The organism is Polynucleobacter sp. es-MAR-4, from assembly GCF_018882055.1.
GTDB lineage: Bacteria > Pseudomonadota > Gammaproteobacteria > Burkholderiales > Burkholderiaceae > Polynucleobacter.
On sequence record NZ_JACVPF010000001.1, the window covers coordinates 275,317 to 288,773 of the forward strand.

Annotated in this window: 9 protein-coding genes and 2 tRNA genes; 9 read left to right on the plus strand and 2 right to left on the minus strand. The window is 46.5% G+C overall.

The features are described 5' to 3' along the window. Window positions 1-7 precede the first annotated feature (7 nt). Complete coding sequence (locus tag ICN16_RS01350) at window positions 8-1,192, plus strand: acetyl-CoA C-acyltransferase family protein (RefSeq protein WP_216133255.1); 1,185 nt, start codon at window positions 8-10, stop codon at window positions 1,190-1,192. 39 nt (window positions 1,193-1,231) lie between these two features. Here ICN16_RS01350 and serB read toward each other — a convergent pair whose 3' ends face one another. Together serB and mfd are read right to left on the minus strand one after the other, a co-directional pair. Further along, window positions 1,232-2,122 carry a phosphoserine phosphatase SerB gene (serB, locus tag ICN16_RS01355; RefSeq protein ID WP_216133256.1) on the minus strand — a complete coding sequence of 297 codons (891 nt, stop codon included), beginning with the start codon at window positions 2,120-2,122 and terminating at the stop codon, window positions 1,232-1,234. Between the two features lie 20 nt (window positions 2,123-2,142). Beyond that, window positions 2,143-5,697: a transcription-repair coupling factor gene (gene mfd, locus ICN16_RS01360; RefSeq protein ID WP_216133257.1), complete on the minus strand. Its 3,555-nt coding sequence runs from the start codon at window positions 5,695-5,697 to the stop codon at window positions 2,143-2,145. 23 nt (window positions 5,698-5,720) lie between these two features. Here mfd and ispD point away from each other — a divergent pair, with 23 nt between their 5' ends. The 8 genes from ispD to ICN16_RS01400 all read left to right on the plus strand — a co-directional run bounded on the left by ispD (window position 5,721) and on the right by ICN16_RS01400 (window position 13,412). Further along, a complete protein-coding gene (ispD, locus tag ICN16_RS01365) occupies window positions 5,721-6,470 on the plus strand; it encodes a 2-C-methyl-D-erythritol 4-phosphate cytidylyltransferase (protein WP_216133258.1) in 750 nt (249 codons plus the stop codon). Between the two features lie 27 nt (window positions 6,471-6,497). After that, the gene (gene ispF, locus ICN16_RS01370; protein ID WP_216133259.1) at window positions 6,498-7,001 is read left to right on the plus strand and encodes a 2-C-methyl-D-erythritol 2,4-cyclodiphosphate synthase; all 504 of its coding nucleotides are present in this window, start codon (window positions 6,498-6,500) and stop codon (window positions 6,999-7,001) included. An 81-nt stretch (window positions 7,002-7,082) separates the two neighbouring features. Next, a tRNA-Leu gene (locus ICN16_RS01375) sits at window positions 7,083-7,169 on the plus strand. Window positions 7,170-7,225: 56 nt separating this feature from the next. Further along, a complete protein-coding gene (gene tig, locus ICN16_RS01380; RefSeq protein ID WP_216133260.1) occupies window positions 7,226-8,563 on the plus strand; it encodes a trigger factor in 1,338 nt (445 codons plus the stop codon). Window positions 8,564-8,589: 26 nt separating this feature from the next. Then, window positions 8,590-9,219, plus strand: coding sequence for an ATP-dependent Clp endopeptidase proteolytic subunit ClpP (gene clpP, locus ICN16_RS01385; RefSeq protein WP_015421102.1), 630 nt, complete (start codon window positions 8,590-8,592; stop codon window positions 9,217-9,219). Between the two features lie 27 nt (window positions 9,220-9,246). Further along, a complete protein-coding gene (gene clpX / locus ICN16_RS01390) occupies window positions 9,247-10,608 on the plus strand; it encodes an ATP-dependent Clp protease ATP-binding subunit ClpX (protein WP_216133261.1) in 1,362 nt (453 codons plus the stop codon). A 178-nt stretch (window positions 10,609-10,786) separates the two neighbouring features. Continuing rightward, a complete protein-coding gene (gene lon, locus ICN16_RS01395; protein ID WP_216133262.1) occupies window positions 10,787-13,219 on the plus strand; it encodes an endopeptidase La in 2,433 nt (810 codons plus the stop codon). A gap of 117 nt (window positions 13,220-13,336) precedes the next feature. Then, window positions 13,337-13,412 (plus strand) — tRNA-Val (locus ICN16_RS01400). The last annotated feature ends 45 nt before the right edge of the window (window positions 13,413-13,457 follow it).

Sequence of the window (13,457 nt, forward strand, 5' to 3'; positions counted from 1 at the left end):
GATTGATATGAGTCGTGATGTCGTCGTTTTAAGTGCTGTACGTTCTGCTATTGGTACATTCAATGGATCACTCAGCAGCCTGGAGCCAAGTGAGCTCGGCGGCATCGTGATGAAAGAGGCAGTTGCCCGCTCTGGCGTAGATCCAGCTTTAATTAATTACATTACTGTTGGAAATACTATTCCTACAGATAACCGTTATGCCTATGTAGCTCGTGTAGCTTCTATCCAAGCTGGTCTGCCAATGGAATCGGTTGCCATGGCCCTAAATCGTTTATGCAGCTCAGGTTTGCAAGCGATTGTGACGACTGCCCAACAAATTATGTTGGGTGACTGCGATTACGGTATCGGTGGTGGTGTTGAAGTGATGTCACGCGGTATGTACGGTTCACCAGCAATGCGCAGCGGTGCTCGCATGGGTGACACCAAAATGATCGACTTGATGGTTTCTGTATTGACAGATCCATTTGGCGTTGGTCATATGGGTGTTACTGCAGAGAACCTCGTTGAAAAATGGAAGCTGACACGTGAAGAGCAAGATGCTCTCGCAGTGGAGTCACATCGTCGTGCAGCGCATGCAATTAAAGAAGGTCGCTTTAAATCACAAATCGTTCCGATCACTATCAAAACACGTAAAGGTGATGTGGTGTTTGATACTGATGAACATTGCAAGCCAGATACCACCATGGAAACTTTGGCGAAGATGAAGGCAGTCTTCAAAAAAGAGGGTGGCAGTGTTACTGCGGGTAATGCATCTGGTATCAATGATGGCGCAGCATTCTTTGTTCTGGCTGAAGCTGAAGCGGCTAAGAAGGCTGGTCATAAGCCAATCGCTCGCTTAGTGTCATATGCTGTAGCTGGCGTACCGAATCACATCATGGGTGAAGGCCCAATTCCAGCAACCAAGATTGCCCTTGAGCGTGCTGGCCTGAAATTGGATCAAATCGATGTGATCGAATCCAATGAGGCGTTTGCTGCGCAAGCTTTGGCAGTGACTAAAGGCTTGGGTCTTGATCCAGCCAAGACTAACGTTAACGGTGGAGCGATTGCATTGGGTCACCCAATTGGTTGCTCTGGTGCTGCTATTGCTACCAAAGCAATCCATGAACTGCATCGCGTTCAAGGTAAATATGCTTTGGTCACAATGTGTATTGGTGGTGGTCAGGGTATCGCAACTATTTTTGAGCGTATGTAATCAACGTTCATTTACTACCCATGGCTATCTCTTGTTGAGCTAGTCAATGAACAGTAAAGCTGCATCCAAGCCGACTCGGTCAAAAGCCGCGTCGGCTTTTTCTTTGACGATTGGTTTTGCTTTGTAGGCAACACTAATTCCAGAGCCATGCATCATTGGTAGGTCGTTTGAGCCATCACCCATGGTGATGGAGTTACCCTTTTTGCAATTCATGAGAGTGCAGGCTTGCTCAAGATAAGCATTCTTCGCTGCGCCATCAACGATATCGCCAATGACTTTACCGGTGAGCTTGCCGTCTATGATTTCTAAGGTATTTGCTTGGGTTTGCTTGAAGCCCAACTCTTGCTGAAGTTTTTCTGTGAAGAAGGTAAAGCCACCGGAGACGAGTAGTGTGTAAAGTCCTCGGGCATTTGCTCCAGAAAGTAATTCAGCGGCACCAGGATTAGGTCGCAAGCGTTCGCGATAGACTGAATCCAATACATCCGCAGATACGCCTTCTAGAAGGGTCACGCGTCTGCGCAAGCTTTCTTTAAAGTCCTTAATTTCACCGCGCATAGTCGCCTCAGTAATTTCTGAAACAGCGGCCTTCTTGCCTGTGAAATCTGCAATCTCATCAATGCACTCAATATTAATCAGAGTGGAGTCCATATCCATGGCCAATACCTTTACTGCGTCAGGTTTAAATCCTGGTGAAAGAAAGGCAAAATCGGTGTTGTGTGCAGCAGCGATATCACGCATAGCAACTCTTGCTTCAGGTGCTAAAGCATGGCCAGTAGTCCAACGAGCGCTGAAGTATTTTGAATGTGAAGTTTCTTTATCAAGCTTAGTGATCTTTACCCCCAGGACCTTTGCATGCTCAATCAAGGCTGAATTCAACTCTTGAGGGATTGGAGTGTTGGCAAGTGCTACAAGAGTGAGGTGGCTTGTCATAGATCTTGGGTTATAAAAAATTAGTTAGCTTTAACGGTATTGAGCATTGCGGACTCATTGAGGCTTCTGAGAATTTTCCGGATATGGTCTAGTCGTTGCTCTAGTTTCTCAAAATCCTTCTCTTTTTGGGGAAGAATTTTTAATTTATCTTGCCCATTGAGTTGGATGTACTTTGAAGACTGTATCAACTGAATGATCTTCATTGGGTCGATCGGAGGATTGGGTATGAACTGAATCTGAATCGAGCTCGGGCTGGCATCAATCTTTTTGATTCCAAACCCACTCATCTCCAAACGTAAGCGATGCGTTTCATAAAGTGATTTAGCTTGGTCAGGCAAATCACCATAACGATCCACCAGCTCTTCACGCAAACCCATAAGCTCAGAGAAGTCATTGGTGCCGGCGAAGCGCTTATACATAGAAAGCCGCTCATGGACATCGGGGCAATAGTCATTTGGGAAGAGGGCGGGTACACCGAGATTGACATCGGTAGTCGCCTGAAGTGGTGAGAGCAAATCCGGCTCTTTGCCACTGCGCAGGGATTTCACTGCGCGATTGAGCATCTCGGTATATAGCTGAAATCCAATTTCATGAATTTCACCGGATTGCTTATCGCCCAAGACTTCGCCCGCTCCTCGGATTTCTAAATCATGCATCGCCAAATAGAAACCAGACCCTAATTCTTCCATAGCTTGAATCGCATTTAAACGTAGCTGCGCTTGCTTACTGAGGGCTTCGGGATCCGGTACTAGTAAATAGGCATACGCCTGGTGATGTGAGCGTCCAACGCGACCACGTAATTGATGTAACTGGGCTAAACCAAACTTATCTGCGCGATGCATGATGATGGTGTTAGCAGTCGGAACGTCAATACCCGTTTCAATAATGGTGGTACATAACAAGATATTCGTACGTTGAGTCACAAACTCACGCATGACTGATTCCAATTCACGCTCATGCATTTGACCGTGGGCAACACTAATACGCGCCTCTGGAATTAGTTCTTGCAGGGCATGCTTGCGATTTTGAATGGTTTCCACTTCATTGTGGAGGAAGTAAACCTGGCCACCACGCTTAATCTCCCGAAGCACGGCCTCACGAATAACGCCATCACCTTCACGACGTACAAATGTTTTGATGGCCAAGCGTTTTTGGGGTGCCGTCGCAATGATCGAGAACTCACGTAAACCCTCCATAGCCATGCCAAGTGTTCTCGGAATAGGCGTTGCTGTCAGGGTCAGGATATCCACTTCAGCACGTAATGCTTTGAGGGCATCTTTCTGGCGCACACCAAAGCGATGCTCCTCATCCACGATCACCAAGCCTAAGTTAGCAAACTGAGTTTCTTTTGACAGTAGCTTATGTGTACCAATAATGATGTCAGCTTCACCTTTAGCGATTGCTTCTAATGCGGCATTAATTTCTTTGGTAGTTTTAAAGCGTGAGAGCTCAACAATGCGCACAGGCCAATCTGCAAATCGATCCTTCCAGGTTGCAACATGTTGTTCTGCGAGCAGGGTGGTTGGCGCCAAGATGGCTACTTGCTTGCCACCCATTACTGCAACAAAGCTAGCGCGCAATGCAACCTCGGTCTTACCAAAACCTACATCGCCACATACAAGTCGATCCATAGGTGTGCCGCTGGTCATATCACCAATAACTGCGGCAATCGCATTTGCTTGGTCTGGTGTTTCTTCAAAGCCAAAGCTTTCTGCAAATGCTGCATAGTCATGAGCTGAAAATTCGAAGGCATGACCTTTGCGAATCGCTCTTGCTGCATAGAGGCTTAATAGCTCAGCAGCGGTATCGCGAATTTGTTGTGCAGCTTTACGTCTTGCCTTATCCCACTGACCAGAGCCCAATTGATGCAACGGTGCTGAGTCAGGATCGGAGCCTGCGTAACGCGTCACCATTTGTAACTGTTGTACTGGTACATAAAGAGTCGCATCTTTGGCGTAAACCAAGTGCAGGAACTCTTCAAAAATAGGCTCTTCTTTGGGCGGCGCTAAATTGAGTAGCACTAAACCTTGATAGCGACCAATGCCATGATCTGAGTGAACAACGGGGTCACCAATCTTAAGCTCGGATAAATCCTTAAAGAGCATATCCGGATCGGCGCTCTCACTTTCTTTACCCTTGCGACGTTGACGTGCAGTGGTGGTAAAGAGCTCAGCCTCGGTAACGACGATGAGGTTTTCAGCTGGCCAAGTAAAACCGTTAAAGAGTTGCGCTGTGACCAAGCCAAATAGCGCATCACTCTTAATAAAGTCAGCAACACCTTCAAAGCCTTCTGGCTTTAATGGGTAGAGTGGTTTGCCATTCTGACCAGCAACTGAATTGCTTTCTTCAAAGAGTTGGCGAATCGATTCTTTACGGCCATTACTATCGCTACAAATAAGTACGCGCACTTTTTCTTGGGAGACCAAAGCGCGCAAGCGATTCATCGGATCAGCATCACGACGATGGACTGCTAAATCAGGAACAGCTAAAAATTGTGGGACGGCTTTCGATTCTTTATCCACCTCTTTATCCAATGCCAAACGCGCATTGGGTTTAGCTGCAGTAAAGAATTGATCAACATCTAGGAATAACTCTGCCGGCGGAAGAATAGGGCGATCAAGATCATGCTTTAAGAATTCATATCTAGAAAGCGTGTCCTTCCAAAAGCCTTTAATAGATTCTTCAACATCACCGATGCTTACTAGCCAGACGGGATCGCCTGAGCGGGGGAAGTAATCAAAGACTGTCGATGATTCTTCAAAGAAGAGGGGTAAATACGATTCGATACCAGCGCTAGGGATTCCCAGGTTGGCATCTTTATAAATTGAGCAACGCGTTGGATCGCCTTCAAATACTTCTCGCCATCTGCCGCGGAAGGCGGTACGTGAAGCATCATCAAAGGGAAATTCATGTCCGGGTAAAAGGCGAACCCCTTTAACTGGGTAGAGGCTGCGCTGTGTATCGGGATCAAAAGCCCGAATTTGCTCAATCTCATCACCAAAGAGATCGAGGCGATAAGGCAGACTCGAGCCCATCGGAAATAAATCAATCAAGCCGCCACGAATGCTGTATTCACCCGGACGCATGACTGAACTGACGGGGTCATAACCGGCTTGCTGCAACTGAAGTTTTAGTGCCGCCTCATTGAGCTTGTCACCTTGTCTAAAAAAGAAAGTGTGGCCAGATAAAAAGTTTGGCGGCCCGAGTCGCTGTAAAGCCGTGGTGATAGGCACCAAGACAATGTCGCAACTGCCGTTGAGTAATTCATAGAGCGTTGCTAAGCGTTCTGAGACCAAATCCTGATGTGGTGAGAAATGGTCATACGGCAGAATTTCCCAATCGGGCAGTAGGCGTGTTTTGAGTTGTGGAGCAAATGCTGGAATTTCTTCCAGGAGACGCTGGGCTTCCTGCGCCTGCGCACAGAAAATAACCATGACTGAGAATTCAGATCGATACCGCAGTGCGGATTGGGCTATTAATGCGGCATCTGATGAGCCAACTAGCCCTGAAAAGGTAAAGCGCTGCCCAGCCCGGGGTGCGGGTATGGGGGGTGCTAGTTTTAATGCATCAGACATCTCCGCTCATTATAGAATCAGGTATGCACCCAGCAAATCAATCTTCACCCCAATGTCACGCCTTGTTACCTACGGCTGGAACGGGATCTAGGCTTGGTGGAGCTTTACCAAAGCAGTTTCAGGAATTGGCGGGCAAGCCAATGCTGGCCTATGCATTAGAGGCATTTTCTAAGGCACCAGAGATTGCTTCGATTTGGGTTGGTGTTAGCCCCGGATTTATTGACAACCCGATCTTGAGTTCACTTTCCGCCAAATCTGCCTTTATTCAATTTCTTCCGAGCGGTGGCCCAACTCGCCAAGAAACCGTCAGAAATACTCTGGCAGCTATGCTCAAGGCCGGCGTTCCGGAAACAGACTGGGTCTTAGTTCATGATGCCGCCCGACCTGGGATTTCTTCCGAGCTGATTCAAAAACTCATTAGCGCAGTCACGCTGGCTGGTGAGGGCGGTCTCTTGGCAATGCCGTTAGCAGATACCTTAAAAATGGCTGATGCCAACTCCGCAATTGCCGGCAATCCTAATAGGGCGATGAAGACGATTTCTCGAGATCATCTTTGGCAGGCTCAAACCCCTCAGATGTTTGGTTTAAAACGCCTGCATGATGCAATTGAAGAGGGTATACGACTAGAAGCTGATATTACTGATGAGGCAAGTGCAATGGAGCTTTCAGGCTCAAGCCCTTTATTGATAGAGGGCGCTACTCGTAACTTCAAAGTAACCCATCCAGCAGATTGGGATTTGATGCAAACTATTCTGCAGGCCACCTCTAAATAAGACCTTAGTACCCATAACGACAAAATAATGACTTCAAGCGCTCCGCACATCCCTCAATTTCGTATCGGACAAGGTTATGACGTTCATGCTTTGGTAGCAGATCGCAAGTTGATATTGGGTGGCGTCCATATTCCCAATGAAAAGGGCTTACTGGGCCATTCTGATGCAGATGCCTTATTGCATGCCTTGACGGATGCCTTGCTAGGCGCCGCTGGATTGAATGATATTGGCCAGCTATTTCCAGATACCGATCCCCAGTTTAAGGATATGGATAGCCGAATTTTGCTCAGAGCTGCACTTCAAAAGGTTCAAGCTGCTGGGTTTCAGGTGGGTAACGTCGACGCTACTATTATTTGCCAAAAGCCCAAATTAGCCACTTTTTTGCCCGATATGGCTCGCAATATCGCAGCAGATTTGGCTGTCACGCCAAGCCATGTCAACCTGAAGGCCAAAACCAATGAATCCCTTGGGCACTTAGGCAGAGGTGAGGGCATTGCAGTCCATGCGGTGGCTTTGCTCTACAAGGCCTAAATATCCTCCAAAACCGCTAAGCATTGTAGAATTACGGTCTTTAGAGTGAAGCTTCAGCTCGGTAGTGTTTGCGGAATTCGCGCGAGGATGGCGAAATTGGTAGACGCACCAGGTTTAGGTCCTGACGCCAGCAATGGTGTGGGGGTTCGAGTCCCCCTCCTCGCACCACAAGATAGCTACTTGGCTTGGGCTTCACATATCCGATTTTCAATTAAGAGACGAGAATGGCTGTGCAGATAGAAAATTTAGGTCAGTTAGACCGCAAAGTGACCTTAGAGTTCGCTCGTGCCGATTTGGCAAAGGCAAGAGAAGACCGTTTGGCTAAATTGGGTAAAACCATGAAGGCCCCAGGCTTCCGTCCAGGCAAAGTTCCTAAGAGCATGGTTGAAAAGCAATACGGCATGCAAGTTGACTTCGAACTCCAGTTCGATAAAGCTCAAGAGCTCTTCTATGACTTAGCGCAAAAAGAAAAAATTCTATTAGCTGGTCAGCCCCGTCTCGATCCGAAATCAGAATTAGACGCAGACAAAATTGTGTTTGATGCTTACTTTGAAGTCTTGCCAGAAGTAAAGATTGGCGACTTCAGCAAAGCAGAAGTAACTAAATACACAACGGATATTTCCGACGCAGAGATTGATCGCGCATTGGATGTATTGCGTAAGCAGCAAGTTCATTACCATCCACGCGGCGAAGCTGGTGCGCATGGTGATGGCGGCTCAAACACAGCGGCTCAAGCTGGCGACCAAGTTGTCATTGACTTTGTTGGCAAGATCGATGGCGTTGAATTTGCTGGCAGTAAAGCTGAAAACTTTGAATACGTTCTTGGTGAAGGCCGCATGCTCCCTGAATTTGAAGCTGCTACATTGGGCCTCAAAGCAGGCGAGAGCAAGACTTTCCCATTGAGCTTCCCAGCGGATTACCACGGTAAAGATGTTGCTGGTAAGACTGCAGATTTCACCATCACTGTTAAGTCAGTAAATTGGGCGCACCTGCCAGCAATTGATGATGCATTTGCATTGTCTTTAGGCGTTACTGAAGGTGGTGTTGCCAAAATGCGTGAAGAAGTAAAAGAGAATTTAGATCGTGAAACAAAACGTCGCATTACTTCCTTGTTAAAGGGTGAGGTAATGGAGAAGCTCAATAGCCTTTGCGAACTCGACGCACCAAAATCTTTGGTTGCTCAAGAGCAAGAGCGTTTAGTTGAGTCTGCACGTCAAGACTTGATGCAGCGTGGCATTCCTAATGCCAAAGATGCACCAATCCCTGCGGAAATGTTTGCTGAGCAAGCTCTCAAACGTGTTCGCCTCGGTTTAATTTTGAGCGATTTGGTTAAGCAGCAAAACTTGGCTGCAACTGCAGATCAAATCAAAGCTGAAATTGATGAACAAGCTGCTACGTACGAAGATCCTAAAGAAGTAGTGCGTTGGTTCTATAGCAATCCAAGCCGCCTCAAGGATATTGAGAACTTGGTGCTGGAAGACAACGTGATTAAGTATTTCACTTCGCAAGCTAAGGTAATCGATAAAGCAGTTACTTTCGAAGAACTCAGCAAGCTCAACTAAGTATTCATTAATAAAGGCCTGATCACATGAACCAGAATCATTTCCAGTCTGAGAATTTAGAACCCAAAGGTTTGGGTTTGGTTCCAATGGTGATTGAAACCTCTGGTCGAGGTGAGAGAGCCTATGACATTTACTCCCGCTTATTGAGAGAGCGTGTTGTTTTCTTGGTTGGCGAAGTAAATGATCAAACCGCAAACTTAGTGATTGCCCAGTTGTTATTCCTGGAGAGTGAAAACCCAGACAAAGAAATTTCTCTGTACATCAACTCTCCTGGCGGCTCTGTTTCTGCTGGTTTAGCAATCTACGACACCATGCAATTCATCAAGCCACACGTCAGCACTTTGTGTATGGGTATGGCTGCGAGTATGGGTGCATTCTTGTTGTGTGCTGGTGAGAAGGGCAAGCGTTATGCATTGCCTAATTCACGCGTGATGATTCATCAGCCATTAGGTGGTGCACGTGGCCAAGCTTCTGATATTGAAATCCAAGCTCGTGAGATTCTTTACTTACGTGAACGCTTGAACAAGATTTTGGCGGATCGCACTGGTCAATCAATTGAAACGATTGCTAAGGACACTGATCGCGATAACTTCATGTCTGCTGATCAGGCTCAGGAGTATGGCTTGATCGATAAAGTAATCGATAAGCGTCCTTAATACCAATTTATTCTTTAGATATCCACCTTGAGCGATAAAAATACTACCAATAGCGCAGATAAAGTTCTGTATTGCTCTTTCTGCGGTAAGAGTCAGCATGAAGTAAAGAAACTGATTGCCGGACCTTCTGTATTTATTTGCGATGAGTGTATTGACCTATGCACCGACGTCATTCAAGAAGAACTCGCTAAGCTTCCTAAGACTGAGGGCGATGATGCTTTACCAACGCCACACCAGATCCGTGAGAATTTAGATCAGTACGTGATTGGTCAAGATCATGCGAAGAAGACTTTAGCTGTAGCTGTCTACAACCATTACAAGCGCTTGCAGTATTTGCCTAAGCCTAAAAAAGAGAAGTTAGATAAGGATGGCAAACCTGTTGAGGTTGCTGATAAGAAAGAATCTAAAGTTCCTGCTAAAGCAATGGTAGATGGCGTTGAATTGGCGAAGAGCAATATTTTGTTGATTGGCCCGACCGGCTCCGGTAAAACATTACTAGCGCAAACCTTAGCGCGCATGTTGGACGTTCCATTTGTGATGGCGGATGCAACGACATTGACTGAAGCTGGTTATGTCGGTGAAGACGTAGAAAACATTATTCAAAAGTTGTTACAAGCTTGCGATTACAACGTAGAAAAAGCGCAGCGTGGAATTGTTTACATTGATGAGATTGACAAGATCTCCCGTAAGTCTGATAACCCATCTATTACTCGTGATGTATCAGGTGAGGGCGTTCAGCAAGCATTGCTAAAACTCGTCGAGGGCACAATGGCTTCTGTACCACCTCAAGGTGGACGCAAGCATCCGAACCAAGATTTCTTGCAAGTTGATACAACTAATATCCTATTTATCTGCGGCGGCGCATTTGATGGCCTTGAGAAGGTCATTCAACAGCGCACTGCGAAGACGGGTATTGGATTTAATGCCACGGTTCCAGGTAAAGATGATCGTGGTGTTAGTGATCTCTTAATCGAAGTGGAGCCAGAAGATCTAATTAAGTTTGGCCTCATTCCTGAGTTAATTGGACGTTTGCCGGTTGTAGCAACTTTGGCGCAGTTAGATGAAACCGCCTTAATTCAGATTCTGACTGAGCCTAAGAATGCCTTGGTAAAGCAATATCAGGCGCTATTAACAATGGAAGGCTCTGAGCTTGAGGTTCGTCCAGCAGCGCTGTCAGCCATTGCCAAGAAGGCGATTGCACGCAAGACTGGTGCTCGCGGACTCCGTTCTATTCTTGAGGGCTCCCTCATGGATGTGATGTACGACTTGCCTTCTTTGAAGAATGTTCAGAAGGTAGTAATCGATGAAAGTACCATTGCTGAGGGCGGAAAGCCCATTCTGGTCTACAAGCAAGGTGAAGAATCTACAGAAATGAGTAAAAAAGCCTAATTTTTAGTCTTTTTTGCTGTTTTCCGAGGGTTTTTGATCGCTTTTGACCTATTTACCCCTTGTTTTTCGCTTGGTGGCACCCATATAGGTAGTATCCTATTCCTAAATTATGTCCGTATGTAGTGGTGCGGCATTTTTAGAGATTTTTACGGAATGACTATTTTGGAGGAATTGCCCCATGCCTGGCCACTTATTACTACCCTCTGAACCTATTCAACTACCGCTTCTCCCTTTAAGGGATGTTGTGGTGTTTCCACATATGGTCATCCCCTTGTTCGTGGGTCGCCCAAAATCAATCAAAGCACTAGAAGCCGCCATGGAAACTGGCAAAAATGTGCTTTTAGTGGCACAAAAGACAGCTGCTAAGGACGAGCCTGGCGTAGAGGACCTCTATGAGGTCGGCTGTATCGCCAATATTCTGCAAATGCTCAAACTGCCTGACGGTACCGTAAAAGTATTAGTTGAAGGTGTCCAGCGCGCTGAAGTGAGTCAAGTTGAAGATAGTCAAGGTTACTTCTGTTGCGAAGCTACGCCCACTTCAATGACAGCATTAGATGCGCATGAAACTGAAGCATTGCGTCGTGCCATCATGGCCCAGTTTGATCAGTACGTAAAACTAAACAAAAAAGTTCCTCAAGAAATTCTGTCCTCATTAGGCGGCATCGATGATCCAAGCCGTTTGGCGGATACCATTTGCGCGCATTTACCAGTGAAGCTAGAACAGAAGCAACGTTTGTTGGAAATGACCGATGTGGTGCAGCGCTTAGAAAGCCTCTTGGCTGATCTCGAAAGTGAGATCGATATCTTGCAAGTCGAGAAGCGTATTCGTGGACGCGTAAAGCGTCAGATGGAAAAGAGCCAGCGCGAGTATTACCTGAACGAACAAGTAAAAGCTATTCAAAAAGAATTGGGTGAGGGTGAAGAGGGCGCAGATCTCGAGGAACTCGAGAAGCGTATCAAAGCCGCTCGTATGCCTAAGGAAGCGCTGAAGAAGGCAGAGTCTGAGTTGAAGAAACTCAAACTCATGTCACCAATGTCTGCTGAAGCAACGGTGATACGCAATTTCATTGATACCCTGGTTAATCTTCCCTGGAAGAAAAAGACCAAGATTAATAATGACTTAGCCAACGCTGAAAAAGTGTTGGATGAGGATCACTATGGATTGGATAAAGTGAAAGAGCGCATCTTGGAGTATCTCGCTGTCCAACAACGTGTTGACCGCGTCAAGGCTCCGATCCTCTGTTTAGTTGGCCCTCCTGGCGTTGGTAAAACTTCTCTAGGACAATCGATTGCCCGCGCAACTAATCGTAAGTTTGTGCGTATGGCTTTGGGTGGCGTGCGTGATGAGTCTGAGATCCGCGGCCATCGCCGTACTTATATCGGCTCCATGCCTGGAAAGATCCTTACTAGCTTAACTAAAGTGGGTGTTCGCAACCCCTTGTTCCTCTTGGACGAAGTTGACAAGATGGGTATGGATTTCCGTGGCGATCCTGCGAGCGCATTGCTTGAGGTTTTAGATCCAGAGCAAAATCACACATTCCAGGATCACTATGTTGAGGTTGATTTTGATCTATCTGATGTGATGTTTGTTGCTACATCAAACTCCTTGAACATTCCCGGTCCTTTATTGGATCGACTGGAAATCATCCGCCTTGCAGGCTATACCGAAGACGAGAAAACCAGTATTGCTACCAATTATTTGATCCCTAAACAGATTAAAAATAATGGTCTCAAGAAAGACGAATTAAAGATTGAAGAGTCAGCAGTTCGCAGCATGATTCGTTATTACACACGTGAAGCTGGTGTTCGTTCTTTAGAGCGTGAAATCAGCAAGATCTGCCGTAAGGTGGTGAAGCTGCTTCTCCTTAAGAAAGAGGCTGCACCAGTCACTGTAAATTCTGACAATCTTGAGAAGTTCCTGTCTGTGAAGATGTATGACTTTGGACTTGCTGCAAAAGAGAATCAAGTTGGCCAAGTAACTGGTTTAGCTTGGACCGAGGTTGGCGGTGATCTATTGACCATTGAGGCGGCGGTGATGCCTGGTAAGGGTGTTATTACCCGTACTGGCTCCATTGGAGACGTCATGAAGGAATCAGTTGAGGCAGCCAAAACTGTGGTCCGTTCAAGGGCGAGAGCACTTGGAATTGCGGATGAGGCATTTGAAAAGAAAGATATTCATATCCACTTCCCAGATGGTGCTACGCCAAAAGATGGTCCATCAGCCGGTATTGCGATCACAACGGCCTTGGTATCGGTGTTTACGGGTATCCCGATTCGCTCTGATGTAGCGATGACTGGTGAGATTACTTTGCGTGGCGAAGTATTGCCAATTGGCGGTCTTAAAGAGAAGCTATTGGCAGCGCATCGCGGTGGTATCAAACTGGCTTTAATTCCCGAGGAAAACGTCAAGGATCTGATCGATATTCCCGATAACGTCAAGAATGCGATTGAGATCGTACCTGTCCGATGGATTGATAAGGTCCTAGAATTGGCTTTGGAACGCAAACCCGTTGCCTTGCCCGATCCAACGCCTGAGGAGCTTGCTAAAAAGGCTGCTGAAGCAAGTAAGGCCAATGAAAAGATTTCTTCTGGAGAGGCCTTAAAGCATTGATGGCTGGGGATGATTGAGGGATTTTGAGTCAGATTGTGCACTTTATTTAGATGCTTTTTGATGAAGAATCTCTCTTTTGTTTCCACACTGGGTTACAATCTCGTCTGTATTAATTTGGGGCGCTTAGCTCAGATGGTAGAGCGTCTGCCTTACACGCAGAATGTCGGCGGTTCGATCCCGTCAGCGCCCACCAGTTTCCCAGATCGCATTTGTTTGTCCTCTTATAGGCTTTCTAGTT